We start from the raw sequence: 25,174 nt of genomic DNA, 5'->3' as shown, positions 1-25,174 counted from the left end.
TCACCCCTCCCGGAGTGCCGCGGCCAAGCGCTATCATCTTCGGGTGAACCGGCGAAGGGGAGGAAACGATGGGCGACCATGCGCCAAAGCTGCGCTTCTGTCTGATCGGGGCGGGCCGGATCGGCCGGCTGCATGCCGAGAACGTGGCGGCCCACCCGAACGCGCGCCTGAGCGCGGTGGTGGACCAGGATGCCGATGCCGCCGCGGCACTGGCCGAGCGCTACGAGGCGATGGCCTCGACCACGCCGATCGACGTGATCACCTCGCAGGCGATCGACGCGGTGATCGTGGCCTCGCCCTCCTCGGCGCATTTCCTCTACGTCCACGAGGCGCTGGCGGCGGGCAAGCCGACCTTATGCGAGAAGCCGCTGGCGGCCGACCCGGAGGACGCCCGCACCCTGGCGGCGCTGGCGCGGGACAGCGGCATCGTCACCATGACCGGCTTCAACCGCCGCTTCGACGCCAACCACGCGCGCCTGCAGGAGCGGCTGGCGGCGGGCGAAATCGGCCGGCCGGAGCTGGTCTGCATCACCAGCCGCGACCCCGAGCCGCCGCGCTACGACTATCTGGCGAACGAGCCGGGTGCCCTGTTCACCGAGACCATGGTGCACGACCTGGACATGGCGCGCTGGCTGCTCGGCGAGGAGCCGGTGAAGGTCGCGGCGTTCGCCGCCAATCTGGTCGAGCCGCGCTTTGCCGCCCTGAAGGAGGTCGACACCGCCGTGGCGATCCTGACCACCGCCAGCGGCAGGATGGCCCGGATCGACAATAGCTGGGGCTCAGCCTACGGCTACGACCAGCGGATCGAGGTGCTCGGCCGGGGCGGGATGCTCCAGTCCGGCAACGTCCAGCGCACCACGGTCAGCCTGCACAATGGCAGCGGCCCGCAACAGGACCCCGTCCCCTATTTCTTCCTGGACCGCTACCGGGAGTCCTACCGGGCCGAGCTGGACCACTTCATCGCCGCGGTCTCGGGCAGGACAAGGATTCTGGTGGATGCCCATGACGGCTGGCGGGCGACGCTGCTCGCGAACTGCGTGCTGGAGGCGGCGCGCAGCGGGCGGGTGATCGAGGTGCCGCCCGCCTGACGTTGCAGCTTGGTTACAGGCGGTCCATTTTCTTCGATGACATCCCGGCTGCGTCAGCAGCGGCACTCGCCGGCGGCGTCGCCCGACCTGAGTTTATCCAAAAATCGATCGATAGCCCCCTGGCGTTCTTCGCGATCATTTCAGGGATCAGGTTCATGGCAGTGCTTATCGGTACGATTGACCCCGACCGCCTCGAAGGCGGTGCGGCAGCGGACGTGATTACCGGGCTGGCGGGTGACGACTGGCTGACCGGTGCGGGCGGCAACGACCGCATCGAGGGCGGCGACGGCCAGGACGTCCTCAGCGGCGATGATGGCGACGACTATGTCCTGGGCGGGCGGGACAATGACCAGTTGAGCGGTTGGGCCGGCGACGACCTGCTCCATGGTGGTGCCGGGCAGGACCAATTGTTCGGCGGGCTGGGCGACGACCACCTGCTCGGTGCCGATGGGCGCGACACGCTGGTCGGGCAGAACGGCAACGACCGGCTGGAGGGTGGTGGCGGCGACGATATGCTCAGCGGCGGGTCGGGCAACGACGTGCTGAGCGGTGGGGGTGGGCGGGACATCTTCTCGTTCCACGTGACGCCCGGCACCGAGCTCGACTTCCAGGAGACCGAGATCGGCCAGGACATCGCGGTGGACTTCGTGCGCGGCCAGGACCTGCTGCAGCTCTGGCAGACCAGGGAGGGCGAGAGCGGTCCCGTCACCGTCGGCAAGTCGTTCGCCGACCTCGACACGAACGGCAACGGCGTGCTGGACGACGGCGACGCGCTGGTCACGATCCAGAACGCGACCCTGGACGGCGTGACCAGGGCCTCCACCGTGCTGGACATGGCGAGCGCCTGGGACCTGGGCCCGGCCGGCAGCCAGACGGTGACGATCTTCGGCGTGACCGACCTCGGCGAGGACGACATCTGGGGCTTTGGCGAGGACCCGTTCATCGGCGTGATTCTGTCGGGCACCTCCGGGCCGGACGAGCTCACGGGCGGTGCCAAGAACGACTTCCTCGACGGCGTTGCCGGCGACGACATATTGCGCGGCCTGGGCAGTGATGACGGGCTGAGCGGCGACCTGGGCGACGATCGGCTGGAGGGCGGCGACGGCACCGACAGCCTGGCGGGCGGCCACGGCGACGACGTCCTCTTCGGTGGCGCCGGCGACGATCGGTTGGAGGGCAGCCCGTCCTTCAGCGTGGAGGATTCCGTCCGGCTGGAGGGCACGGACAACGACTACCTGAACGGCGGGGCGGGCGACGACCAGCTCCACGGCAGCTTCGGCCGCGACGTGCTCACCGGCGGCCAGGGGCGCGACATCTTCGGGGTGGAAGGCGTGGGTCTGCTCCAGGCCGATGGATCCAAGCCGCCCATGGACGTGCTGGTGACCGACTTCGTGCGTGGCGAGGACCTGCTCGACAACCGGACCCTGAACTTCGACCAGCTCGACTTCAACGGCGACGGCCAGGTCAAGGGCAGCGATGCCTACGTCACCCTCCAGCAGGTCACCTACAACGACGAGACCAAGCTCTCGCTGGTGATCAACCTGCGGGCCGAGGGCGCCACCACCGCCAGCGGCAAGCTCACTCTGTTCGGCGTGCTGGGGCTGGATGCCGCGGACTTCGCCGGGCGCAGCCTGCCGGACGCGTGAGGGGGTGAGAGATGGCGAACATCATCGGTACGCTCGATCCGGACCTGCTGGCGGGCACCAACGCGGCGGATGTCCTGGTGGGCCTAGCCGGGGACGACCGGATCAACGGTATCGACGGCGATGACCGGCTGGACGGCGGCGACGGGGAGGACGTGCTCTCCGGCGACGCGGGCAACGACTATGTCCTGGGCGGTCGTGACCACGACATGCTGACAGGAGCGGAGGGTGACGACCTGCTGCATGGCGGCAGCGGCAACGATCAGCTCCGCGGCGAGGAGGGCGACGACCGGCTCCTTGGTGCCGATGGCCGGGACGTGCTGGCCGGCCAGAACGGCAACGACCAGTTGTTTGGTGGCGGCGGCCGCGACTTCCTGAGCGGCGGGTCGGGCAACGACCTGCTCACCGGCGGCGGCGACGCCGACGTCTTCTCGTTCAACGTGACGCCCGGCCTCAGCTACGAGTTCCAGGAAACGGAGATCGGCCACGACATCGCGGCGGATTTCGTCCACGGCCAGGACATCATCCACCTGGCCAACACGACCGAGCCGGACGGGCCCTTCACCACCTGGAAGGACTTCGCGGACCTGGACAGCAACGGCAACCGGGTGCTGGACGAGGACGATGCATTCGTCTCGATCAGGGACGTCACCCTGGACGGCGTGACCCGCGCCTCCACCGTGCTCGACATGGCGGGCATCTGGGACCTGGGCAGCCCCGGCAGCCAGACCGTCACGATCTACGGGGTCACCGATCTCGGGGAAGGCGACATCCGGGACTTCGACAAGCCGCCAGCCGAGGGGATCCTGCTCCACGGCGGGCCGGGTGCGGACATGCTCACCGGAACGCCCAGGGACGACTTCATCACCGGGGAAGGCGGTGACGACGTGCTGCGGGGTCTTGCGGGGGACGACGAGCTGCTGGGTAACGATGGGGACGACCGGCTGGAGGGCGGGGACGGCTTCGATCACCTGCGTGGCGGGCAAGGCGACGACCTGCTGTTCGGCGGGGCCGGCGACGATCTGCTGCGGGGCGACCTGCGCTCCGGCGAGATCGACGTCTTCACCGAATCGTTCGACGACTACGTGAACGGCGGGGCGGGCGACGACCGGATCCATGGCAGCTTCGGCCATGACGTGCTGGTCGGCGGCCAGGGCCGGGACGTGTTCGGCGTGGAGGAAGTGGGCCGCGGCTTTCGCGACGGCAGCAAACCGGTGATGGACGTGCTGGTGACCGACTTCGTGCGCGGGGAGGATGCGCTCGACGACGGGACGATCTCCTTCGACCGCTACGACTTCAACGGCGACGGCCAGATCAAGGGCAGCGATGCCTATGTCACCCTCCAGCAGGTCACCTACAACGGCGAGACCAAGGTCTCGCTGGTGATCAACCTGCGGGCAGAGGACGCGACCGTGGCCAGCGGCAAGCTCACCCTGTTCGGCGTGCTGGGCCTGGATGCCGCCGACTTTGCCGGGCGCAGCATGTCGGAAGCCTGAGGGTCGTCGGGCCGGGCAGCGGGCTTGCGGGGTGCTGCGCAGCCATGGACGCTGGGGTGCGTCCGCAAGGGGCGCTTTCTCCACAGGGCAGCGGACCGGCATGACGATCAGGACGAAGATCATCGTCTTCCAGCTGTTCTTCGTGGGCCTGCTGCTGATGCTGGCGGGGGTGGTGTATCTGGCGGTGCAGCGGGCCGACCGGTTCACGGAGCGGGTGCAGCACGCCCACCGCCAGCTGGTCACGATCACCGCGCTCTCGCTCCATGCCAACCAGTACTCGGAGCAGATCGCCGAGATGCTGCTGTTCGGCGAGGAAGGCCGGGCGGACCTGGAGGAGGCGCGGCGCCAGGTCGAGCGCAGCTTCCAGGCCCTGGAGGGGATCATCCGGTCGGAGGGGGACCGGCTGAGCGGTGCGCAGCGTGCGGAGGAACTGGAGGAGCTGCGCGTCGTGGCCGAGATGCGGGCGATCGATGCCCGGATGCACGAGACCGCCCTGGAGCTGCTCGAGCTGCAGATGCAGGGCCGGGGCGACGAGGCCCGGCGGCGCTACCGGGCCGAGATCGAGGACGATCTCGACAACCGGCTCCAGGAACTGGTCGATCTCGCGATCGCGGATGAGCGCGGCGAGGTCGAACGGATCGAGAGCGAGACGGATGCGCTCGCCCGCGAGATGACGGTGATCGTCGGCAGCGCCCTCCTCCTGGGCCTGCTGGTCGGCATCGGTGCGGTCGCCCTCCTGAGCCGGGCCCTGTCCCGGCCGATCGCCCGCCTGGCCGAGGGGGCCGCCGCGATCGGCGGTGGCCGGCTCGACCATCGCATCGCCGTGGAGGGCCGGGACGAGCTGGCGCTGCTTTCGGATCACTTCAACCGGATGGTGGAGCAGCTGCAGCGTCAAAGGCGGGAACTCCTGGAGCAGCAGGCCCTTCTGTCGGAGAAGGTCGGCGAGCGTACGGCCGAGCTGGCGGATGCCAACCGGCGGCTGGAGGACGCCAACCGGCGCCTGAAGGACCTGGACCGGCTGCGCATGCTGTTTTTGGCGGATGTCAGCCACGAGCTGCGCACGCCGCTCACCGTGCTGCGCGGCGAGGCCGAGGTGACGCTGCGCAGCCAGGCGAACACGCCGGAGGATTATCGGGAAACGCTCGTGCGGATCGTCGAGCAGGCGCAGGGCATGAGCCGGCTGGTCGACGACCTCCTGTTCCTGACCCGCACGGAAGCCGATTCGATCCGGTTCCAGATGCGGCCGGTGGTCCTGCAGGACGTGCTGGCGGAAGCGGTGGACGAGGCGCAAGTCCTGGCGGAAGCGCACGGCCGCCGGCTGGAGCGGCGCCTTGCCGACCAGCCGCTCGTCGTGCAGGCGGACGGGCAGCGGCTGAAGCAGACCATGCTCATCGCCATCGACAATGCCCTGAAATATTCCCATGCCGGGACCGAGGTGACGGTGGCCCTCCATGCGGCGGGCGAGGATGCCGTGGCCACGATCCGCAACCAGGGCGACCCGGTGCCGCCCGAGGACCTGCCCTATGTCTTCGACCGCTTCTATCGCGGCCGCCAGGACCAGCTGAAGACCGGCGGCAGCGGGCTCGGCCTCTCGATCGCCAGGTGGATCGTCGAGAAGCATGGCGGCCGGATCGCCCTTGCCAGCGGCCCGGACGGGATCACCCGGCTGGAGATCCGCCTGAAGCTGGCGGCGTGAGGCCGCTCAATCGTCCGAGATCGTGTAGCCGAACCCGCGCACGGTCCTGATCAGCGCCTTCGGCTCATCGGTGTCGATCTTCTGGCGGAGGTAGCGGATATAGACGTCGACCACCTTGGAACCGGGGTCGAAGCTGTATTCCCAGACCCGGCTGAGGATCCGGGCACGGCTGAGGACGGTGCCGGCATTCTCCATGAGATAGGCCAGCAGGGTGAATTCCCTGGGCGTGAGCTGGATCTCGCGTTCGCCGCGCCTGGCCTTGCGCGCGGCAGGGTCCAGGACGAGGTCGCCCACCCGGAGCACGGGCTCGGTCGGCTCCTGGCTTCGCCCGGCCCGCCGCAGCAGGGCGCCGATCCGGGCCAGCAACTCATCGAAGGCGAACGGCTTGGCCAGATAGTCGTCCGCCCCGGCATGGAGGCCCGAGACCTTGTCCTGCAACCCGTCCTTGGCGGTCAGCATCAGGATCGGGCGGTCGTAGCGCTCGCTGCGGAGGGTCCGGCAGATCTCCACGCCGCCCAGGCCGGGCAGCATGCGGTCGAGCACCAGCAGCGCGTGCTCGCCGGCCCGGGCCAGGGCCAGCGCGTCCCGGCCGTCGCCCACCACGTCGACCGTGTAGCCCTCGGCTTCCAGCCCGCGCCGGATGAAGCGGGCGATCCGCGGGTCGTCCTCGATCAGGAGCACCTTCACCAATCAACAGTTCTCCAGGCCAGCTGCTTCTCACCGTATCCTAACCCGGCTCTTCCCGATATCTAACCAAGCTTCACCTGAACCATAACCACCGGCGGGCCATGTACAGGCGGCCCCTGGAACTCGAAATTTACTTTCATCGGAGAATGCTGATGTCGATGGTCCGGTCTTCCCTGCTCGTGGCCGGCATGTCCTGCGCGATGCTGATGGGGTTGGCAGCACCAGCCAGCAGCGAGGAGCGTGTCTGTGTCGGGACGATCGGTGCCGTAAAGGTCGATAATCTCCGGGTCCCGTCCGGCGCCACCTGCCGCCTGACCGGCACGCGCGTGGAAGGCAATATCGTTGTGCAGCGCTTCGGCACGCTGGTGGCCGCCGGCACCCTGGTGGACGGCAACGTGCAGGGCGAAGGCGCCCGGTCGGTGTCCTTCTATAACGGGCTGGTCGGCGGCTCCGTCCAGCTCAAGCAGGGCGGCGCGGTACTGGTCCTCGACAATTTTGTCGACGGCAACATCCAGCTCGAATCCAACCGGAACACCCAGCGGATCGTGCGCAACAGCGTGGGCGGCGACATCCAGGCCTTCCAGAACATCGGCGGTGTCGACGTCCGCCACAACAAGGCCAAGGGCAACCTGCAGTGCAAGGCGAACAGCCCCGTCTCGGTCGGCGGCGCCAACGTCGTGGGTGGCAACAAGGAGGATCAGTGCCGGGCGCTCTGACGCGGGCCGGCTGATCGCGGCGCCGTCACCGGCGCCGCCTCTCCTCGGTTCCTGCCCTTGCCGCCGCGGCCCCGAAGCCCGGGCGGCCTAGCCGATCACGTCCAGCGGCAGGCTGGACACGCCGTCCAGGGCGATTACCGAGCTGCCGATCGGCAGGTCGTGGTACCAGGCGATCGCCAGGTCGATGAACATGGTGCCGTCGACCACCGCCACGCCGCGGTCGGCCGCGTCGATCACCCCGTCGCCATTGCTGTCCAGGTTCGGCACGTTGCCGGGATCCATGGCGTCGAGGTAGGCGGTGATGTTGAGCGGGCCGTCCTCGAACACGTCATAGTCGAGGACCCGGTGCACGCCGAACGGCATGCCTTCGCCGAACGCCACGAATTCCAGGCTGTCGGCACCGCTGCCCAGCGAGATCGTGGCGGCCCCGCCGGCGACATAGACATAGTCGTCGCCGCTGCCGGCCAGGACCTGCCCGGTGCTGCCGTCCGCGATCACGAAGTCGTCGCCGGGCCCCGCGTCCACATGATCCGCCCCGCCGAAGGACTGGACCGTGTCGTCGCCGAGCCCGCCCATGAGGATGTCGTCCTCGGGCGTGCCCTGGATCAGGTCGTCGAGCGAGGTGACCGTACCGAGTACGCCCTCGTCGTGCGGCCCGTCCGATACTTGGCTGCCCAGGTCGGCCAGCCCCTGCTCGTAGCCCCATTCGTGGCTGCCGAGGTCGATCGTGTCGCCGTGCGTACTGGTCACCGGTCGCATTCCTTCATGCCGACCTGATCGTTCCTGGCGAGAGCCGGATCGCGCAGCGCCAGGACCTCAGAACATGCTGGCGGGAGCCGGGTTTCATCTTTGGCTGGAAATATCGCCAGCATCTTCTTGATATACCAGCGGCTGCCGGCCTCCCCTGCCCTCCATGCCGGGCGGAGGCCCCATGAAGGTCACCGTTGCGTTCCGCCGTTCGACGCGGCACCTCTGCCGGCCAGGAATCGACATCGACGCGCGCTCTTAAGGAACCCCTTCGCATGAACGGCATGCTGACGCTGGACCAGCTCGAGGAACTCGTGGCGTCCGGCGAGATAGACACGGTGGTGGTGGCGTTCACCGACATGCAGGGGCGCCTGATCGGCAAGCGCGCGACCGGCCGGTTCTTCCTGGATAGCGTGGTCAAGGAATGGCACGCCTGCGACTACCTGCTGGCGGTCGACATGGAGATGGAGCCGGTGCCCGGCTTCAAGGCCGCCTCCTGGGACAAGGGCTATGGCGACTTCGTCATCAAGCCGGACTTGGCCACGCTGCGCCGCATCCCCTGGCTGGACGCGACCGCGCTCTGCCTGGGCGACGTGGTCGACCATCACGGCGAGGAGCTGCCGCACAGCCCGCGCGCGATCCTGAAGAAGCAGCTCGCCCGCCTGTCCAAGCGGGGCATGATGGCCAAGATGGCGTCGGAGCTGGAATTCTACGCCTTCGACGACGATTTCCGCACCGCGCGCGAGAAGCGCTACCACGATGTCCAGACCGCTGGCTGGTATATCGAGGACTACCACATCTTCGAGGGCACCAAGCGCGAGAAGCTGCTGCGCGCGATCCGCAACGGCATCGATGCCGCCGGCATCCCCGTCCAGGAAAGCAAGGGCGAGTGGGGGCCGGGCCAGGAGGAGCTGAACCTGGTCTATGCCGAGGCGCTGGAAATGGCCGACCGGCATGTGATCTTCAAGAACGGTGCCAAGGAGATCGCCTGGCAGCACGGCAAGGCCATCACCTTCATGGCCAAGTGGAAGAAGGACCTGGCCGGCAGCTCCTGCCACATCCACGCCTCGCTCTGGGACAAGGAAGCGGACAAGCCGCTGTTCGCCGACAAGGACGACAGGAACGGCTTTTCCAAGCTGTTCCAGAACTATCTGGCGGGCCTGCTCGACGCGGGTGGCGACGCGACCCTGCTGCTCGCCCCCAACATCAACAGCTACAAGCGCTTCGTCGCCGGCAGCTTCGCGCCGACCAACCTGGTCTGGAGCCGCGACAACCGCACCGCGGGCTTCCGGGTGCTGGGCTCGGGCGGCGCCTCCCTGCGCGTCGAATGCCGGGTGCCGGGTGCCGACGTGAACCCCTATCTGGCCTATGCCGGCCTGCTGGCGGCCGGCCTCCACGGGGTCGAGCAGGGGCTGGAACTGCCCGATGCCTTCTCGGGCGACGCCTACCAGTCCGGCGACGTGCCGGCCGTGCCGCACACGCTGCGCGAGGCCATCGAGCGGTTCGACCGCTCCGAGGTGATGCGCGCGGGCCTTGGGGACGAGGTGGTCGATCACTATGTGCATGCGGCACGCTGGGAGCAGGCCGAGTACGACCGGTCCGTGACCGACTGGGAGCTGATCCGCTACTTCGAGCGCGGCTGACCCGTTCGGGCAACGGCCCCTGCCCCCGGCCGTTGCCATCTGTCCGGAACCTTTCCAAAAAGGCCCGGGCCACGGGAGATCGCCATGCACATGCCGCCGCCGGACGAGGGCATCCTTGCGCGCCGCGAGGAGATCGTGGCCGCCCTGCGCGCGATCGTCCCGGGCGAGGGCGTGATCGCCGACCAGGTGGGCCTGCGCCCCTATGAGTGCGACGCGCTCTCGGCCTACCGGGCCGTGCCGATCGCGGTGGTGCTGCCGAGCACGGTGGAAGAGGTGTCGGCGGTGCTGGCCTGGTGCCATCGCGAGAAGGTGAAGGTGGTGCCGCGCGGTGCCGGGACCTCGCTCTCGGGCGGCTCCCTGCCGCTGGTCGACGGCATCGTGCTGGGCATGGGCAAGTTCAACCGGATCCTCGACATCGACTTCGAGAACCGGACGGTGACCGCCCAGCCGGGTGTGACCAATCTCGGCATCACCAAGGCGGTGGAGCATGCCGGCTTCTATTATGCGCCGGACCCCTCCTCGCAGATCGCCTGCTCGATCGGCGGCAACATCGCCGAGAACTCGGGCGGGGTGCACTGCCTGAAATACGGGCTCACCACCAACAACGTGCTGGGCATCGAGATGGTGCTGCCCACCGGCGAGATCGTGCGCCTGGGCGGCAAGCATCTGGATTCCGAGGGCTATGACCTCCTGGGCCTGATGACCGGCTCGGAGGGGCTGCTGGGCGTGGTCACGGAAGTGACCGTGCGCATCCTGCAGAAGCCCCCCGTGGCGCGGGCCGTGCTCATGGGCTTCCCGACCTCCGAGCAGGGCGGCGACACGGTGGCCTCGATCATCGGGGCCGGGATCATCCCGGGCGGGCTGGAGATGATGGACCGGCCGGCGATCCAGGCGGCCGAGGACTTCCTCCATGCCGGCTACCCGCTGGACGTCGAGGCGCTCTTGATCTGCGAGCTGGACGGGCCCGAGGTCGAGGTGAACCACCTGATCGAGACGGTGGCCGGCATTGCGCGCCAGCACGGCGCCACCACGATCCGGGTCAGTCAGAGCGAGGAGGAGCGCCTGCTGTTCTGGGCCGGGCGCAAGGCGGCCTTCCCGGCCGTGGGGCGGATCTCGCCGGACTATTACTGCATGGACGGGACGATCCCGCGCGCGCGTCTCGCCGAGGTGCTGGCCGGGATGCAGGAGATGTCGAAGCGCTACGGGCTGCGCGTCGCCAACGTCTTCCATGCCGGCGACGGCAATCTGCATCCGCTGATCCTGTTCGACGCGAACAAGCCGGACGAGTTGCAGAAGGCCGAGGCGTTCGGTAGCGACATCCTGAAGCTCTGCGTGGAGGTGGGCGGCGTGCTCACCGGCGAGCATGGCGTGGGCGTGGAGAAGCGCGACCTGATGCCGACCATGTTCACCGAGGCGGACCTGAACCAGCAGATCCGGGTGAAGTGCGCCTTCGACCCCGAGCAGATCCTGAACCCGGGCAAGGTCTTCCCCAAGCTGCACCGCTGTGCGGAGATGGGCCGCCTCCACGTGTCCGGGGGACGGATCCCGTTCGCCGACCTGCCCCGCTTCTGACCGCGGAATATTTGCCTGATGGAACTCCTGTTGCCGCAGAGCCTGGCCGAGGCGGCCGACATGGTGGCCGCCGCCCTTGTGGAAGAGCGGCCGCTTTCCGTGCTGGGCCAGGGCGGCAAGCTCGGGCTGGGCCAGCCCGCAGCACAGCCGACCGGCCTCTCGACCCGCAGGCTCTCGGGCATCACGCTCTATGAGCCGGGCGAGCTGGTCCTGTCCTGCGGGGCAGGCACGCCGCTCGCCGAGATCGAGGCGACGCTGGCCGAGCGCCAGCAGCAGCTGGCCTTCGAGCCGCCGGATGCCTCGGCCTGGTATGGTGCCGCACCGGGCCAGGCGACGATGGGCGGGGTGTTCGCCACCAACCTGGCGGGTCCCCGGCGCTTCAAGGCCGGTGCCCCGCGCGACCATCTCCTGGGCGTGCAGTGCGTCACCGGGCGGGGCGAGGCGATCAAGACCGGCGGGCGGGTGGTCAAGAACGTCACCGGCTATGACCTGTGCAAGCTGCTGTCCGGCTCGTTCGGCACGCTGGCAGTGATGGGGCACGTAACCTTCAAGGTGCTGCCGGCGCCCGAATTTACCCAGACGCTCGCGATCTTCGGCGAGGACCTGGCGGATCTGGCGGCACGCATGCGCAAGGCAGCGGGCACCGCGTTCGAGATCTCCGGGGCGGCCCTGCTGCCGGCGGGTGCTGCCGGACGGAGCGGGGTCGGCGCGCTGCGCGAGCACGGGGGTGCGGTGGCGCTGCTGCGGGTGGAGGGGGTGCGGCCATCGGTCGAGGACCGGATGCAGGGCCTGGTCGGCGAGGTGGTGGGCAGGAGCCTGCCGCACCTCGTGCTGGCCGAGGAGAGCATCGAGCTCTGGCAGCGTATCCGCGACCTGCGCGTGCTGCCGGACCGGCCGGTCCTGTGGCGGCTGTCGGTGGCGCCCACCGAGGGGGTGGCCGCCGCCAAAGCGCTGTCCGGCCTCGGGGCAGACCTTTTCCTCGACCAGGTGGGTGGCCAGATATTCGCCGTGATGGATGATCCCAGGGCGGCGGAGGTTCGTGCCCTGGTGGCGGGCGGCGGTCATGCGACGCTGCTGCGCGCATCCGACGAGTTCCGCAGCACCATCCCGGTGTTCCAGCCGCAGCCGGCCCCGCTGGCTGCTTTGGCCGCCCGGGTCAAGAACGCCTTCGATCCCCGACAGATTCTCGAGCCCGGCCGGATGACGCTGGCCGCCTGAGGTACCGATCGTGCAGACCAGCTTTACCCTGGCGCAGCTCGCCGACCCGAAGATCAAGGAAGCGGAGCAGATCCTGCGCACCTGCGTGCATTGCGGGTTCTGCACCGCCACCTGCCCGACCTATGTGCTGCGCGGCGACGAGCTCGATTCGCCGCGCGGGCGGATCTACCTGATCAAGGACATGCTGGAGAACGGCCGGGACGCGGACGAGCGCACCGTGCGCCATATCGACCGCTGCCTGTCCTGCCTGTCCTGCATGACCACCTGCCCGTCCGGCGTCGACTACATGCATCTGGTCGACCATGCCCGGGCGCATATCGAGAAGACCTATGAGCGGCCGGCGGCCGACCGCTGGCAGCGTTGGATGCTGGCCAAGGTCCTCCCCCGGCCGAACCTGTTCCGGCTGGCGCTGATGGGTGCGGGGGCCGGGCGGCCGTTCGCCCGCGCCCTGCCTCGGCGCCTGAAGGCGATGCTGAAGCTCGCACCCAGGCGCGCCCATGGGCCGTCGCCGATGGACCGGCCGGGCGTCGTGCCGGCGGTGGGCCAGAAGCGCGCCCGGGTGGCGCTGCTCCAGGGCTGTGCCCAGCGCGTGCTCGATCCGGCGATCAACGAGGCGACCATCCGGCTGCTGACCCGGATGGGCTGCGAGGTGGTGCTGGCCAAGGACGCCGTGTGCTGCGGCGCGCTGACCCTGCACATGGGCCAGGACCGGGACGGCAAGGCCGCGGCCCGGCGCACGATCGAGGCCTGGAGCCGGGAGCTGGACGGCAATGGGCTGGACGCGGTGGTGATCAACGCGTCGGGCTGCGGCACGACCGTGAAGGACTATGGCCACCTGTTCCAGCACGAGCATGATCATGTCCTGGCCGAGCGGGCCGGGAAGATCGCGGCGCTGGCGCTGGACGTCACCGAGCTGGTCGACCGGCTGGGCCTGCCGGAGCCGGTATCCTTGCCCGAACAGAAGGTCGCCTATCACTCCGCCTGCTCGATGCAGCATGGGCAGAAGATCAAGACGCTGCCGCAGAAGCTGCTGCGCCAGATGGGCTTCACCGTGGTCGAGCCCGCCGAGAGCCATATCTGCTGCGGCTCGGCCGGCACCTACAACATCCTCCAGCCGGAGCTGGCCGACCAGCTCAAGGAACGCAAGGTCGGCCATCTCGAGAAGCTGGCGCCGGACATGATCGCCACCGGCAATATCGGCTGCATGACCCAGATCGGCAGCGGCACCGCCATCCCGATCGTGCACACGGTGGAACTGCTGGACTGGGCGACCGGCGGCCCGGTGCCGGACAAGCTGCGCATTCCGGCGCAAGCCGCTTGATGCCGGAGGACGCGAGGGGCTAGTCCATGAGGTGTAGCGGGCCGCACCGGCTCCTGCGCGTCGCTTCACCTCCCGGCCTGGCGAATGCTTCGACTGCATCATTTCCCGCTCTGCCCCTATTCGCGCAAGATCAGGCTGCTGCTGCGCGAGAAGGGTCTCCGCTTCGAGGAAGTCGAAGTCGAGCCCTGGAAGCAGGTGGACGCGCTGTTCGAGCTGAACCCGGCACTCGAAGTCCCGGTATTGCAGGACGAGGACCTGACGATCTGCGACAGCCGGGCGATCGCCGACTTTCTCGAAGAATCGAAGCCTGAGCACAACTTCCTGGGCGCGTCCCTGGAGCGGCGCAACGAGACGCGCCGACTGGTTGCCTGGTTCGACGACAAGTTCGCGCGGGAAGTGACGGACCTCCTCTGGCGCGAGAAACTGATCAAGCGGCTGAAGCGGATCGGCACGCCGAACTCGGACAACATGCGGGCCGGTGCCGCCAACCTGAAGGTGCATCTGGCGTACCTGAGCGAGCTGTTCTCCGACCGGCGCTGGCTGGCCGGGGACGACCTCACCCTGGCGGACATGGCCGCGGCGGCCCACCTGTCGGTCCTGGACTATCTGGGTGACGTCCCCTGGCAGAACTTCCCGCTGGCGAAGGAATGGTACGGCAAGATGAAGTCGCGGCCGAGCTTCCGCCCGCTGCTCGCCGACCGGCTGCCGGCGATGAAGCCGCCGCTGCACTACGACGACCTGGACTTCTGAACCCGGAGCGGGTCCGCGCCGAGATCCTGGCGCGTGCCATGAGCGAAGGCATCTCGGTGGTGCGGGTCACCTCGGCCGACCTGCCGCCCCTGCATGGCCAGCGCTTCGACCAGGCGATCGCCGAGGGGCGCCATGGCGAGATGCGCTGGCTCGCCGAGAAGGCCGACCGGCGGCAGAGCCCGAAGGCGATCTGGCCGGACGCCAAGAGCGTGCTGGTCTGCGGGCTCAACTACGGGCCGGACAGCGATCCGCGCGCCACGCTCGGCATGGGCAATACGGCCACCATCTCGGTCTATGCGCGCAACCGTGACTATCACGATGTATTCAAGGGTGCCCTGAAGCGGACCGGCCAGTGGCTGGCCAGCCGCTATGGTGCCGGGGTGAAGGTGTTCGTGGACACCGCACCGGTGCTGGAGAAGCCGCTGGCGCAGCAGGCCGGGCTCGGCTGGCAGGGCAAGCATACCAACCTGGTCAGCCGCTCCTTCGGTTCCTGGCTGTTCCTGGGCGAGATCTTCACCACGCTGGACCTGCCGCCGGACCCGCCGGAGTTCGATCACTGCGGCAGTTGCCGGCGCTGCCTGGACGCCTGCCCGACCGGGGCGATCGATGCGCCCTATAGGCTCGATGCCCGGCGCTGCATCAGCTATCTCACCATCGAGCATGGCGGGCCGATCCGCCGCGACCTGCGGCCGCTCATGGGCAACCGGATCTATGGCTGCGACGACTGCCTGGCCGCCTGCCCGTGGAACCGGTTCGCCAAAGCGGGCCAGGAGCTGAAGCTGCAGGCGCGGGACGATCTGCGGGCACCGAAGCTGCGGGAACTGGCCGGGCTGGACGATCCGGGCTTCCGCGCGCTGTTCTCCGGATCGCCGATCAAGCGGATCGGCCGCGACCGGTTCGTGCGCAACGTCCTGATCGCCATCGGCAACAGCGGCGAGCGGGGCTTCCTGGACGTGGTGGCGACCCTGCTGGACGACACCGCACCGGTGGTCCGGGGTGCCGCGGTCTGGGCGTTGCGGCGGCTGGCCGAGCCGGCGCAGGCAGCGGCGGAGCGGGCGCGTCGCCTGCCGGGCGAAGCGGATGCGACGGTGCGGGCGGAGTGGACGGAGGCGATGGATTGAGCAAGCGGCTGTTCTGCTTCGGGCTGGGGTATACGGCTGAGGTGCTGGCAAGGCGGCTGGCAGGTCAGGGCTGGCGGATCGCCGGCACCACGCGCGATCCCGCCAAGGCCGAGGAACTGCGCCGGCTGGGCTGGGAGATGCACCTGTTCAGCCGCGCCGAGCCGCTGGACGATCCGGCGGCGGCACTCGCCGGCACGACCCATCTGCTCCACTCGATCATCCCGGACGAGGCGGGCGACCCGGTGGCCGACCGGCATCTCGCCGACCTGCGCGCCCTGCCCTCGCTCCAATGGTTCGGCTGGCTCGGCACCACCGCCGTCTATGGCGACCGCGGCGGGGAGTGGGTCGACGAAGAGGCCGAGCTCAGCCCCACGGTGGCCCGGGCGCGCCGCCGGCTGGAGGCGGAGCGGACCTGGCTGGCGAGCGGGCTGCCCGTCCATCTGTTCCGCCTGGCGGGGATCTATGGGCCCGGCCGCAACCAGCTCCGCGACGTGCTGGACGGCACGGCGCGGCGGATCGTGAAGCCGGGTCAGGTGTTCTCGCGCATCCATGTCGAGGACATCGCGACCGTGCTGGAGGCCTCAATGGCCAGGCCCCGGCCGGGGGCGGTCTACAATGTCTGTGACGACGAGCCGGCCCCGCCCCAGGACGTGGTGGCGTTCGCGGCGGAGCTGCTGGGCGTCCAGCCGCCGCCCGAGCTGGACTATGCCACGGCGGAGCTCTCGCCGATGGCGCGCAGCTTCTATGCGGACAATCGCCGGGTCCGGAACGACCGGATCAAGCGGGAGCTGGGGGTGGAGCTGGCCTATCCCGGCTATCGGGAGGGGTTGCGGGCGCTGCTGCCCGTGGAGCGCAGGCGCGCCTGAACGATCGTCAGGCCGGGACCAGGCCGTGGCGGAGCATGATCTCCCGCAGCCTGGCCGGATCCGGCCCGCCCGGGCGGGCGACTGCCTCGGCCATCTCCTCGAAATAGCGCCGTCCGATCGAGCCCGGCGTCAGCACGACCAGGGCACGGGCCGTCGTGCCGTGCAGGTTCTCATGCTGGTGGACGCTGCCGCGTGGGACCAGCACGGCCTGACCCGGGCCGACCTCCTGGCTGCGGCCGTCGACGGTCGTGGTGAGCGTGCCCTCCAGCCCGTAGACCGCCTCGTCGACATCCCGGTGGTAGTGGGGTGCTGGCACCCGGGCGTCCGGCGGGACCACGAACTCGAACATCACCAGATTGCCTGCGCCATCCGTCTCATCGACGAGGAAACGCAACTCCAGCGCGCCGATCCGTACCGTCCTGTCGCTACGGTCTTCCATCCTCCAGCCTCCGGATCATAAAGTCTCTTTACAACCATTTTCGTAAAGTGACTTTACACGATGTCAATCGCAGATCGCCCGCCCTATGTGGGCGCGCTGCTGCGGCTGTGCCTGGGACAGGTGCGCGGCCGGATGCTGGCGGCGATCCGTGCGGCCGGCTTCACCGATCTCCAGGACGCCCATCTGGCGATCTTCTCCTATCCCCTGCCGGATGGGACGAAGCCTTCGGAGCTGGCGCGCCGGATCGGGATGTCGCGGCAGGCGACCAACCACCTGATCGCCCAGCTCGAGGCGCTGGGCTATGTGGAGCGGCGAGCACCAGAGGGCAGCAGCCGGCGCCTCGTCCACCTCACCGGGCGCGGCTGGCAGGTCGGCCGGGTGATCATCGCCTGCCTGCAGCAGATCCAGGCGGACTGGGCCCTGCAGGTCGGGCCGGAGCGCTTCGCGAATTTCCTGGACGTGCTGCGGCTGCTGGCAGCCGAGGAGTCCGGCCCGGCTCAGACCAGCGGCCGCCCCTCCACCTGAGCCAGCACCCGGTCCAGGGCAGCGCCGATCCGGCGCAGGTCTTCGGGCCGGGACAGGCGGTGGTCGCCGTCCTTGATCAGCTCGACCGTGACCGCGCGGCTGGTCAGGTTGGCGGCGAGCGAGACCGCGGTCATCCACGGCACGTCCGGGTCCTCCTGGCCCTGGAGCAGGTGGACCGGGCCGTCGAAGCGGATCGGCTCCCGCATCAGCAGGTGGCGCTCGCCATCCTCCAGCAGGTGGCGGGTGATCGGCAGCGGGTCGCCGTAGGGGGAAGGCTCGTAGAAGACGCCGTCGCGTTCCAGGGCGGCCTTCTGTTCCTCGGTCAGTGCCGGGCGCATCAGATCCTCGGTGAAGTCGGGCGCGGCCGCGATCCCGACCAGGCCCGCGACCTTGTCCGGCCGGGCGCGGGCGGCCAGCAGCATCAGCCAGCCGCCCATGCTGGAGCCGACCAGCACCACCTTGCCCTCGACCAGCCGGTCCAGCACCAGCAGCGTGTCGTCCAGCCAGTCGGACAGGCAGAGATCCTCGAACCGGCCGTCCGAGACGCCGTGGCCGCGATAGTCGAAGCGGGTATAGGGCCGGCCCTGCCTGGTCACATGGGCCTCGAGCGCCACGGCCTTGCTGCCCTCCATGTCGGAGCGGAAGCCCGACAGGAACACGACCTCGGGGCCCTGGCCCGGTGTGCGCCGGTAGTGGATCGCGGTGTCGTTCTCGCGCGTCAGTCGATCCGAAATCATCATCTGCCCGTCATCGCTTGGCTTCGTCCTGGTCCTTTGCCACGCTAGCACCGGTCCGACGGGCGGTCGAAGCATCGCCTTCCCCTTCACTTCCTTGCGGGTCTCGATGGCGACGTTGCTGCAGGTGCTGCCTGCGCTGGAAAGGGGCGGTGTCGAGCGCGGGACCGTGGATCTCGCCCGGTTCCTGAAGCGGGCCGGGCACCAGCCGCTGGTGGCCAGCGCCGGCGGCGGCCTGGTGGCCGAGCTGGAGGCGGACGGCATCACCCATCTGGCCCTGCCGCTCGCGAGCAAGAATCCGCTCACCATCTGGCAGAACGCCGCCCGGCTGGGCGAGCTGATGCGGCAGCATGGGGTGGAGCTGGTCCATGCCCGCTCGCGCGCCCCCGCCTGGAGTGCGCGGATCGCCTGCCGGCGCACGGGCACGCCGTTCGTCACCACCGTCCATGCCGTCTATGGCGGCTACGACTACCGGCTGAAGCGGCGCTACAACGCGGTGATGGCCTCCGGCGACCGGGTCATCGCGATCTCCGACTATGTCGCCGAGCATGTCTGCGAGGTGTACGGGATCGGGCCCGACGTGCTGCGCACCATCTATCGCGGCGTGGAGGTCGGGGAGTTCGATCCGGCTTCCGTGTCCCCTGAGCGCATCGCGAAGCTGCAGGCACAGTTCCAGGTGCCGCCCGGCCGCCAGATCGTGCTGCTGCCCGGGCGGATCACCCGTATCAAGGGTCATTTCCTGGTGGCAGAGGCGGTGGCGCGGATCGCGCGCGACGACTTCGTCGTCCTGTTCGTGGGGCCGGACACGCCCGGCAGCTCCTATTCCGCGGAGCTGCACGCGAAGATCCAGGCCCTGGGGCTGGCCGGGCGCGTCCGGCTGGTGGGCGGCACCGGCGACATGGCGGCGGCCCTGGTGCTCGCCGACCTGGTGCTGGCCCCGTCGATCGGGCCCGAAGCGTTCGGCCGGGTGTCGGTGGAGGCGCAGGCGATGGGCAAGCCGGTGATCGCGGCCGACATCGGGGGGCTCGGGGAAACATTGCTGCCAGCCACCACCGGCTGGCTGGTCCCGCCGGGCGATGCGGCGGCACTGGCGGACGCCATGGACCTGGCCCTGGCGATGCCGGCCGAGACACGGGCGAGGATGGGCGAGCAGGCCAGGGCCTGGGTGCGGGAGCACTTCACGGCGGAGCGCATGTGCCGGCAGACCCTGGCGGTCTATGCCGAGCTGCTGGAAGGGCGGGCCTGATGGCGGGCGTCCTCGTCATCAAGCATGGTGCCTTGGGCGACGTGGTGCTGGCCACCGGGGCGATGCAGGCGATCGTCCGGCATCATCCGGGCGAGCGCATCAGCCTGCTCACCACCGCACCCTATGCCAGGCTGCTGGAGCCGTCCGGCTGGTTCGCCGAGCTGATCGTCGATGAGCGGCCGACGCTCTGGACACCGCTCAAGCTGGCGGGACTGATGCGGCGCCTGGCGCGGCAGCGCTTCTCGATGGTCTACGACCTGCAGACCTCCCGGCGGACCGCCCTTTATTACTCGCTCTGGCCAAGGCCGAAGCCGCGCTGGTCGGGCATCGCCAAGGGCTGCTCGCACCCGGACCACCAGCCGGACCGCGAGCGGATCCACACCGTGGCGCGCCTGACAGGCCAGCTCGCCCAGGCCGGGATCGCGGACGTGCCGCCGCCCAGGGTCGATTTCCTGGACGGCGAGGTGGGCCACCTCCTGCCGGACGGCGACTTCGCCCTGCTGGTGCCGGGCTGCGCGCCGCACCGGCCGGACAAGCGCTGGCCGGCCCGCCACTATGGCGAGCTTGCCACCTACCTGCTGGCGCTGGGCATCCGGCCGCTGCTGATCGGCACGGCGGCCGAGGCCGATGCGATCCGCACCATCAAGGAGGAATGCCCGGCGGCGATCGATCTGGGCGGGCGCACCAGCTTCGGCCAGATCGCAGCACTGGCCCGCCGTGCCCTGTTCGCGGTGGGCAATGATACCGGGCCCATGCATCTGATCGCGGCAGCCCCCTGCCCGGTGCTTACCCTGTTCTCCGGCGCGTCCACGCCGTTGCGCAGTGCGCCCGGCTGGCCGGACGAGCCCTGGCTGCAGCGCGAGCCGCTCACGGCACTCGGCGTGGACGAGGTTGCGGCAGCCCTGCCACGTATCGCCACGGCTTGACATCGAAGCTGGCATGTACCCATGCCGTTCGCCCGGTGCGCTGCCCATCTAAGCGACAGGTGGCAGATTCGCGCCGGAGCGGAAGGCAAGGTTCTCGACGATGAGCATGATGGCGGATTCGAACGTGCACGCGGAGCGCCGCGGGGTGGTGATCACCCTGCCGGACGGGGCCACGCGCAGCTTCGAGACTCCGCCGACCGGGACGGAGGTGGCCGCATCGATCGCCAGGAGCCTGGCCAAGAAGGCGCTGGCGATCGAGGTCGATGGCGAGCTGCGCGACCTGGCACGGCCGATCGAGCAGGACGCGAAGATCCGGATCATCACGGCGGGCGACCCCGAGGCCGGGCCGCTCCTGCGCCACGACACGGCGCACGTGATGGCCGAGGCGGTCCAGGACCTGTTCCCCGGCACCCAGGTGACGATCGGGCCGTCCATCGAGAACGGCTTCTATTACGACTTTCACCGCGAACAGCCGTTCACGCCGGACGACCTGGTCGCGATCGAGCAGCGGATGGCCGAGATCGTGAAGGCCGATCGGCCGTTCACGCGCACCGAGGTCAGCCGCGAGGAAGCGCGTGCCCGGTTCGAGAAGCTGGGCGAGAAGTTCAAGCTGGAGCTGCTGGATGCGATTCCGGCCGACCAGCCGGTGACGCTGTATAATCAGGGCGACTGGTTCGACCTGTGCCGTGGCCCGCACGGGCCCTCCACCGGCCGGATCGGCGCGTTCAAGCTGACCAAGGTGGCCGGCGCCTACTGGCGGGGTGATGCGAAGAACCCGCAGCTCCAGCGGATCTACGGGATCGGCTTCCCGACCAGGGAGGCGCTGGACGCCCATCTCCACCAGCTGGAAGAGGCGGAGAAGCGCGACCATCGGCGGCTCGGTCGGGAGATGGACCTGTTCCATGTCCAGGAAGAGGCGGTGGGCTCGGTGTTCTGGCATCCCAAGGGCTGGCAGCTCTGGCGGACGGTCGAGAACTACATGCGCCGCCGCCTGGAGGCCGCCGATTATCGCGAGGTGCGCACGCCGCAGCTGATCGACCGGGTGCTCTGGGAGGCGTCGGGGCACTGGGACAAGTTCGGCCAGAACATGTTCACGATCGAGAACGAGGACCGGGTCCTGGCGCTCAAGCCGATGAACTGCCCGGGCCACGTCCAGATCTTCCGCCAGCACCAGCACAGCTATCGCGACCTGCCGCTGCGCATGGCCGAGTTCGGCGCCTGCCACCGCAACGAGCCGTCCGGCGCCCTGCACGGCATCATGCGGGTGCGCGCGTTCACCCAGGACGACGCGCACATCTTCTGCGAGCCCGCGCAGATCAACGCCGAGACGGTGGCTTTCCTGGACCTGCTGCGCTCGGTCTATGCCGATTTCGGCTTCACCGACATCAAGGTGAAGTTCAGCGACCGGCCGCCCTTGCGCGCCGGCTCCGACGAGGTCTGGGACCAGGCGGAGCAGGCGCTGTGGGACGCGGTCAACGCGGCCAAGCTGGAATGCACGCTCAATCCGGGCGAAGGTGCCTTCTACGGGCCGAAGCTGGAGTTCGTGCTGCGCGACGCGATCGGCCGCGACTGGCAGTGCGGCACGCTCCAGGTCGATTTCGTCCTTCCGGAACGGCTGGACGCTACCTATATCGGCAGTGATGGCCACAAGCACCGGCCGGTCATGCTGCATCGGGCGATCCTGGGCTCGATGGAGCGCTTCCTCGGCATCCTGATCGAGGAGCATGCCGGCAAGCTGCCGATGTGGCTGGCACCCTTGCAGGTGGTGGTGGCCACGATCACCAACGAGGCGGACGCCTATGCTGACCGGGTCGGCGAGGCGTTCCGGCTGGCCGGCATCCAGGTCGAGGTCGACAAGGGTGCCGACAAGATCGGCTACAAGATCCGCCAGCACTCGCTGCGCAAGGTCCCCTGGATCATCGCGGTCGGTGCCAAGGAGGCGGAAGGGACTTCGGTCAGCCTGCGGCGGCTGGGATCGCAGGCCCAGGAGATTCTGGCGCTTGACGCGGCCATCGCGTTGTGCCAGCGAGAGTCGATGCCGCCCGACATCGCGCACACGGCAAGTGCGGCGTGAGCGGGCGAACAGTTAGCAACTACGGAGCAGCAAGAACCGGATGAGCAACGCTCGGGAAGAGTACGCGATCAACTATCAGATCGAATCGCGCGAGGTCCGCCTCGTTGGCGAAGATGGCGAGATGATCGGGGTCGTACCCTTGCGCGAGGCACTCGCGCGAGCGGAGGACGCTGGTCTCGATCTGGTGGAAGTGTCGCCCACCGCGCGGCCGCCGGTCTGCAAGATCCTCGACTATGGCAAGTTCAAGTACGAGGCGCAGAAGAAGGCCAACGAGGCTCGCAAGAAGCAGAAGGTGATCGAGGTCAAGGAGATCAAGCTCCGGCCCGGCATCGACGAGAACGACTACAGCATCAAGATGCGCAAGGTGCGCGAGTTCCTGACCGAGGGCGACAAGGTCAAGGTGACCATGCGGTTCCGCGGCCGCGAGATGGCGCACCAGCATCTGGGCATGGACGTGCTCACCAAGGTCCGCGACGAGGTGCTCGACCTCGGCAAGGTCGAGCAGATGCCGCGCCTGGAAGGCCGGCAGATGGTCATGGTGATGGCGCCACTCAAGTGAGCGGCTGACGCCGAGGCAGCGCAGATCGAACAGGGCCGGCCGGGGTGACCCGGGCCGGCCTTTTTCATGGCCGCTTCGGCAAGGGCGGTGCTCCGTCGGACTTGATCCGGCGCAGCACCATGTTCGAGCGGATGTCGGCGATCATCGGCAAGGTGAGCAGCTGCTCGGTCAGCAGGCGCTCATAGGCGGCGAGGTCGGCCACCACGACCTCCGCCAGGAAGTCGGCCTCGCCTGAGACCATGTGGCAGGCCACCACCTCGGGGATCGCCGCCAGGGTCTCCTGCAGCGTCGCGGCCGCCGCGCGGGAGTGGCGGACGACCTTGATCGCCACGAACACGGTGAGGCCGAGGCCGACCGCCTCCCGATCCAGGATCGCCCGGTAGCCCTGGATCACCCCGGCCTCCTCCAGGCGTCGCACCCGGCGCAGGCACGGCGAGGGCGACAGCGCCACCCGGTCGGCCAGGTCGACATTGCTGATCCGGCCGTCCGCCTGGAGCACCGCCAGGATGCGGTGGTCAGCATCGTCCAGTTCAGGCATGTTTCACCTCCCATGGAGTACTCCGCGCAATATTCTGCCGATCATGTGCCGTCACCCGGCCGAAGTTCGCAAGGACCTGTCGCGGGTAGCGGTGGCATGATCGCCTTCGTGGTCGAGACGACATGGAGGCTCGTCATGTACGCACGCATCTGGCGCGGCTGGACCCGCGCGGCGCAGGCGGACTCTTATGAGGAACTGCTGCGCTCGGAGGTCTTCCCCGGCATCCGAGCCCACTGCCCCGAAGGGCTGGAGCGGATCGACCTGCTCCGCCGGGACGAGGGGGAGGAGGTCGGCTTCGTCACGGTCATGTGGTTCAGCGACAGGACGGCGCTGGAGGCGTTCGCCGGGCCGGATGGCGAGGCCGCCTATGTGCCGGCGGCGGCCCGGCAGATCCTCGCCCGGTTCGACGAGCGGGCCGACCACTACCTGGTCCGCCACCAGGACGGATGATCGGCTGGCCTCAGGGCGGCAGGCCGAAGACTGCACAGGGTTCCGCGATGCCGCGCAGCCGGTGCCGGCCCAGCGGGATCGATGGGTAGCTGGTTTCTGCCGCGAACGCGCCGGAGAGCAGCACCGGCTGGCCGAGTGGGCGGCACAGGCCCTCCAGCCGGCTGACCAGGTTCACCGGCGGGCCGATCGCCGTGAAATCCAGCCGGTCGGCGGTACCAATATTGCCCCACAGCATCTCGCCGACATGGAGGGCAGTGCCGAACGGCAAGGGCGGCAGGCCGTTTGCGGCACGGCTGTGATCGAGATGGTCCATGCCGGCGCGTGCGGCAGCCACCGCGCGCATCGCCGCATCGCAGGCGGCAGGAGCGTCACGCTGGCCGATCGGGAAGATCGCCAGGATGCCGTCGCCGATGAACTTCAGGACCTCGCCGCCAAACGCGTGGACCGCACCGGCGATGCGGTCGAACCAGGCATCCAGCGTGGCGATCACCTCGGATGGCGCGCTGGTCTCCGAGAGCTCGGTGAAGCCGCGCAGGTCGGCATAGAGCAGGGCCGCCTGGATGATCTCGCCGGGCTCGCGCCGCAGCCGGCCGGCCAGCACCCGCGCCGCACTGCGCTTGCCGAGATAGGTCTCCAGCAGCACGGCCTGGGTCGCGCGTGCGGCCAGCACGGCCAGCGGTGCCACGGCGAAGCGGGCCACCTCCCGCAGGAGCCGCAACTCGGCCGGACGCAATGGGTGGCTCGTCGCCCAGCCGAGCCGTGCGGTGGCGCCGACGGGAGCTTCATGGACTTGGCCCAGACCCGCCAGCCATTCCTGCCCGGCATCGGCGGGCACGAACTGACCCGGCCCGGCGGGGCTGAAGCCCAACCCCTCGATGACCATGCCGGTGTCTGCCCGCCACAGCCAGCTATGCTGCGCGATGATCGGGTGCGTCGGCAGCTCGGTGAGGGCACCGCCGGCCAGCGGCAGGCCGCCGGCCAGGAGCTTGGCGCCGAGCGTGGCCAGGAAGCGGTCGGCGCCGGCCATGCCGGTCGCCTCGTCGACCAGGAAGGAAAGGGCCGGTGGGAGTCGCATCGTCCGGATCATGCTATGGCAGTCGGTACTGCGGTGAAACTGCC

Annotated in this window: 24 protein-coding genes; 18 read left to right on the top strand and 6 right to left on the bottom strand. The window is 69.2% G+C overall.

All coding sequences use genetic code 11. The features are described 5' to 3' along the window. Positions 1–68: 68 nt before the first annotated feature. From HLA95_RS00500 to HLA95_RS00485, 4 genes are all read left to right on the top strand, one after another. Positions 69–1,088 carry a Gfo/Idh/MocA family oxidoreductase gene (locus tag HLA95_RS00500; protein WP_191058279.1) on the top strand — a complete coding sequence of 340 codons (1,020 nt, stop codon included), beginning with the start codon at positions 69–71 and terminating at the stop codon, positions 1,086–1,088. A 155-nt stretch (positions 1,089–1,243) separates the two neighbouring features. After that, on the top strand, positions 1,244–2,734 hold the full coding sequence (locus HLA95_RS00495) for a calcium-binding protein (protein ID WP_191058278.1): 1,491 nt from the start codon (positions 1,244–1,246) through the stop codon (positions 2,732–2,734). A gap of 11 nt (positions 2,735–2,745) precedes the next feature. Beyond that, positions 2,746–4,227 (top strand): calcium-binding protein, encoded by a 1,482-nt coding sequence (locus HLA95_RS00490; RefSeq protein WP_191058277.1) that lies wholly within the window; start codon positions 2,746–2,748, stop codon positions 4,225–4,227. Between the two features lie 100 nt (positions 4,228–4,327). After that, the gene (locus tag HLA95_RS00485; RefSeq protein WP_191058276.1) at positions 4,328–5,923 is read left to right on the top strand and encodes a sensor histidine kinase; all 1,596 of its coding nucleotides are present in this window, start codon (positions 4,328–4,330) and stop codon (positions 5,921–5,923) included. A gap of 6 nt (positions 5,924–5,929) precedes the next feature. On the opposite strand, the gene HLA95_RS00480 is transcribed toward HLA95_RS00485, so the two are convergent. Beyond that, positions 5,930–6,610: a response regulator transcription factor gene (locus HLA95_RS00480; RefSeq protein ID WP_191058282.1), complete on the bottom strand. Its 681-nt coding sequence runs from the start codon at positions 6,608–6,610 to the stop codon at positions 5,930–5,932. Between the two features lie 152 nt (positions 6,611–6,762). Here HLA95_RS00480 and HLA95_RS00475 point away from each other — a divergent pair, with 152 nt between their 5' ends. Continuing rightward, complete coding sequence (locus HLA95_RS00475; RefSeq protein WP_222182025.1) at positions 6,763–7,326, top strand: hypothetical protein; 564 nt, start codon at positions 6,763–6,765, stop codon at positions 7,324–7,326. Between the two features lie 87 nt (positions 7,327–7,413). Here HLA95_RS00475 and HLA95_RS00470 read toward each other — a convergent pair whose 3' ends face one another. Further along, positions 7,414–8,076, bottom strand: coding sequence for a calcium-binding protein (locus HLA95_RS00470; protein ID WP_191058275.1), 663 nt, complete (start codon positions 8,074–8,076; stop codon positions 7,414–7,416). Positions 8,077–8,348: 272 nt separating this feature from the next. Between HLA95_RS00470 and HLA95_RS00465 the strand changes: the two genes are divergently transcribed. The 7 genes from HLA95_RS00465 to HLA95_RS00435 all read left to right on the top strand — a co-directional run bounded on the left by HLA95_RS00465 (position 8,349) and on the right by HLA95_RS00435 (position 16,564). Then, positions 8,349–9,716, top strand: a complete 1,368-nt coding sequence (locus HLA95_RS00465) for a glutamine synthetase family protein (protein ID WP_191058274.1) — start codon at positions 8,349–8,351, stop codon at positions 9,714–9,716. Between the two features lie 84 nt (positions 9,717–9,800). Further along, the gene (locus tag HLA95_RS00460) at positions 9,801–11,288 is read left to right on the top strand and encodes an FAD-linked oxidase C-terminal domain-containing protein (protein ID WP_191058273.1); all 1,488 of its coding nucleotides are present in this window, start codon (positions 9,801–9,803) and stop codon (positions 11,286–11,288) included. An 18-nt stretch (positions 11,289–11,306) separates the two neighbouring features. Continuing rightward, positions 11,307–12,506, top strand: a complete 1,200-nt coding sequence (locus HLA95_RS00455; protein ID WP_191058272.1) for an FAD-binding protein — start codon at positions 11,307–11,309, stop codon at positions 12,504–12,506. Positions 12,507–12,516: 10 nt separating this feature from the next. Then, entirely contained in the window at positions 12,517–13,827 is a 1,311-nt protein-coding gene (gene glcF, locus HLA95_RS00450; RefSeq protein ID WP_222182023.1) for a glycolate oxidase subunit GlcF, read from the top strand. Between the two features lie 84 nt (positions 13,828–13,911). Then, positions 13,912–14,577, top strand: a complete 666-nt coding sequence (locus HLA95_RS00445) for a glutathione S-transferase family protein (protein WP_222182021.1) — start codon at positions 13,912–13,914, stop codon at positions 14,575–14,577. A gap of 38 nt (positions 14,578–14,615) precedes the next feature. Next, positions 14,616–15,698, top strand: a complete 1,083-nt coding sequence (queG, locus tag HLA95_RS00440) for a tRNA epoxyqueuosine(34) reductase QueG (protein ID WP_222182019.1) — start codon at positions 14,616–14,618, stop codon at positions 15,696–15,698. Continuing rightward, positions 15,695–16,564, top strand: coding sequence for an SDR family oxidoreductase (locus HLA95_RS00435; RefSeq protein WP_191061010.1), 870 nt, complete (start codon positions 15,695–15,697; stop codon positions 16,562–16,564). The genes queG and HLA95_RS00435 overlap by 4 nt, the downstream gene beginning before the upstream one ends. A 7-nt stretch (positions 16,565–16,571) precedes the next feature. Here HLA95_RS00435 and HLA95_RS00430 read toward each other — a convergent pair whose 3' ends face one another. Next, positions 16,572–17,003, bottom strand: coding sequence for a cupin domain-containing protein (locus tag HLA95_RS00430; protein ID WP_191061009.1), 432 nt, complete (start codon positions 17,001–17,003; stop codon positions 16,572–16,574). 60 nt (positions 17,004–17,063) lie between these two features. Between HLA95_RS00430 and HLA95_RS00425 the strand changes: the two genes are divergently transcribed. After that, positions 17,064–17,528: a MarR family winged helix-turn-helix transcriptional regulator gene (locus tag HLA95_RS00425; protein WP_191061008.1), complete on the top strand. Its 465-nt coding sequence runs from the start codon at positions 17,064–17,066 to the stop codon at positions 17,526–17,528. Here HLA95_RS00425 and HLA95_RS00420 read toward each other — a convergent pair. After that, positions 17,501–18,268, bottom strand: a complete 768-nt coding sequence (locus tag HLA95_RS00420; RefSeq protein WP_191061007.1) for an alpha/beta fold hydrolase — start codon at positions 18,266–18,268, stop codon at positions 17,501–17,503. The two genes, HLA95_RS00425 and HLA95_RS00420, sit on opposite strands and share 28 nt — an antisense overlap. 103 nt (positions 18,269–18,371) lie before the next feature. Between HLA95_RS00420 and HLA95_RS00415 the strand changes: the two genes are divergently transcribed. The 4 genes from HLA95_RS00415 to infC all read left to right on the top strand — a co-directional run bounded on the left by HLA95_RS00415 (position 18,372) and on the right by infC (position 23,067). Then, positions 18,372–19,508 carry a glycosyltransferase family 4 protein gene (locus HLA95_RS00415; RefSeq protein WP_191061006.1) on the top strand — a complete coding sequence of 379 codons (1,137 nt, stop codon included), beginning with the start codon at positions 18,372–18,374 and terminating at the stop codon, positions 19,506–19,508. After that, on the top strand, positions 19,508–20,434 hold the full coding sequence (locus tag HLA95_RS00410) for a glycosyltransferase family 9 protein (RefSeq protein WP_222182017.1): 927 nt from the start codon (positions 19,508–19,510) through the stop codon (positions 20,432–20,434). The genes HLA95_RS00415 and HLA95_RS00410 overlap by 1 nt, the downstream gene beginning before the upstream one ends. Before the next feature lie 109 nt (positions 20,435–20,543). Continuing rightward, positions 20,544–22,508 (top strand): threonine--tRNA ligase, encoded by a 1,965-nt coding sequence (gene thrS, locus HLA95_RS00405; RefSeq protein ID WP_191058652.1) that lies wholly within the window; start codon positions 20,544–20,546, stop codon positions 22,506–22,508. Between the two features lie 40 nt (positions 22,509–22,548). Beyond that, positions 22,549–23,067 carry a translation initiation factor IF-3 gene (infC, locus tag HLA95_RS00400; protein ID WP_191058653.1) on the top strand — a complete coding sequence of 173 codons (519 nt, stop codon included), beginning with the start codon at positions 22,549–22,551 and terminating at the stop codon, positions 23,065–23,067. A 64-nt stretch (positions 23,068–23,131) separates the two neighbouring features. Here the strand turns inward: infC and HLA95_RS00395 are convergent, their stop codons facing one another. Then, the gene (locus HLA95_RS00395) at positions 23,132–23,605 is read right to left on the bottom strand and encodes an Lrp/AsnC family transcriptional regulator (RefSeq protein ID WP_191058654.1); all 474 of its coding nucleotides are present in this window, start codon (positions 23,603–23,605) and stop codon (positions 23,132–23,134) included. Positions 23,606–23,740: 135 nt separating this feature from the next. On the opposite strand from HLA95_RS00395, the gene HLA95_RS00390 reads away from it, so the two are divergent. Then, complete coding sequence (locus HLA95_RS00390) at positions 23,741–24,055, top strand: antibiotic biosynthesis monooxygenase (RefSeq protein ID WP_191058655.1); 315 nt, start codon at positions 23,741–23,743, stop codon at positions 24,053–24,055. A gap of 10 nt (positions 24,056–24,065) precedes the next feature. On the opposite strand, the gene HLA95_RS00385 is transcribed toward HLA95_RS00390, so the two are convergent. Next, entirely contained in the window at positions 24,066–25,130 is a 1,065-nt protein-coding gene (locus tag HLA95_RS00385) for an adenylate/guanylate cyclase domain-containing protein (RefSeq protein WP_191058656.1), read from the bottom strand. Positions 25,131–25,174 lie beyond the last annotated feature (44 nt).

The sequence above is a fragment of the Geminicoccus harenae genome (genome assembly GCF_019800005.1).
GTDB lineage: Bacteria > Pseudomonadota > Alphaproteobacteria > Geminicoccales > Geminicoccaceae > Geminicoccus > Geminicoccus harenae.
Note: the sequence above shows the minus strand (reverse complement) of the source record. Positions and strands in the feature narration are given on the sequence as shown.

Coding starts and splice junctions, on each gene's coding strand:
- HLA95_RS00500 (WP_191058279.1), top strand. CDS start 69: ATGGGCGACCATGCGCCAAAGCTGCGCTTCTGTCTGATCGGGGCGGGC.
- HLA95_RS00495 (WP_191058278.1), top strand. CDS start 1,244: ATGGCAGTGCTTATCGGTACGATTGACCCCGACCGCCTCGAAGGCGGT.
- HLA95_RS00490 (WP_191058277.1), top strand. CDS start 2,746: ATGGCGAACATCATCGGTACGCTCGATCCGGACCTGCTGGCGGGCACC.
- HLA95_RS00485 (WP_191058276.1), top strand. CDS start 4,328: ATGACGATCAGGACGAAGATCATCGTCTTCCAGCTGTTCTTCGTGGGC.
- HLA95_RS00475 (WP_222182025.1), top strand. CDS start 6,763: ATGTCGATGGTCCGGTCTTCCCTGCTCGTGGCCGGCATGTCCTGCGCG.
- HLA95_RS00465 (WP_191058274.1), top strand. CDS start 8,349: ATGAACGGCATGCTGACGCTGGACCAGCTCGAGGAACTCGTGGCGTCC.
- HLA95_RS00460 (WP_191058273.1), top strand. CDS start 9,801: ATGCACATGCCGCCGCCGGACGAGGGCATCCTTGCGCGCCGCGAGGAG.
- HLA95_RS00455 (WP_191058272.1), top strand. CDS start 11,307: ATGGAACTCCTGTTGCCGCAGAGCCTGGCCGAGGCGGCCGACATGGTG.
- HLA95_RS00445 (WP_222182021.1), top strand. CDS start 13,912: ATGCTTCGACTGCATCATTTCCCGCTCTGCCCCTATTCGCGCAAGATC.
- queG (WP_222182019.1), top strand. CDS start 14,616: ATGAGCGAAGGCATCTCGGTGGTGCGGGTCACCTCGGCCGACCTGCCG.
- HLA95_RS00430 (WP_191061009.1), bottom strand. CDS start 17,003: ATGGAAGACCGTAGCGACAGGACGGTACGGATCGGCGCGCTGGAGTTG.
- HLA95_RS00425 (WP_191061008.1), top strand. CDS start 17,064: ATGTCAATCGCAGATCGCCCGCCCTATGTGGGCGCGCTGCTGCGGCTG.
- HLA95_RS00420 (WP_191061007.1), bottom strand. CDS start 18,268: ATGATGATTTCGGATCGACTGACGCGCGAGAACGACACCGCGATCCAC.
- HLA95_RS00415 (WP_191061006.1), top strand. CDS start 18,372: ATGGCGACGTTGCTGCAGGTGCTGCCTGCGCTGGAAAGGGGCGGTGTC.
- HLA95_RS00410 (WP_222182017.1), top strand. CDS start 19,508: ATGGCGGGCGTCCTCGTCATCAAGCATGGTGCCTTGGGCGACGTGGTG.
- thrS (WP_191058652.1), top strand. CDS start 20,544: ATGGCGGATTCGAACGTGCACGCGGAGCGCCGCGGGGTGGTGATCACC.
- infC (WP_191058653.1), top strand. CDS start 22,549: ATGAGCAACGCTCGGGAAGAGTACGCGATCAACTATCAGATCGAATCG.
- HLA95_RS00395 (WP_191058654.1), bottom strand. CDS start 23,605: ATGCCTGAACTGGACGATGCTGACCACCGCATCCTGGCGGTGCTCCAG.
- HLA95_RS00390 (WP_191058655.1), top strand. CDS start 23,741: ATGTACGCACGCATCTGGCGCGGCTGGACCCGCGCGGCGCAGGCGGAC.
- HLA95_RS00385 (WP_191058656.1), bottom strand. CDS start 25,130: ATGCGACTCCCACCGGCCCTTTCCTTCCTGGTCGACGAGGCGACCGGC.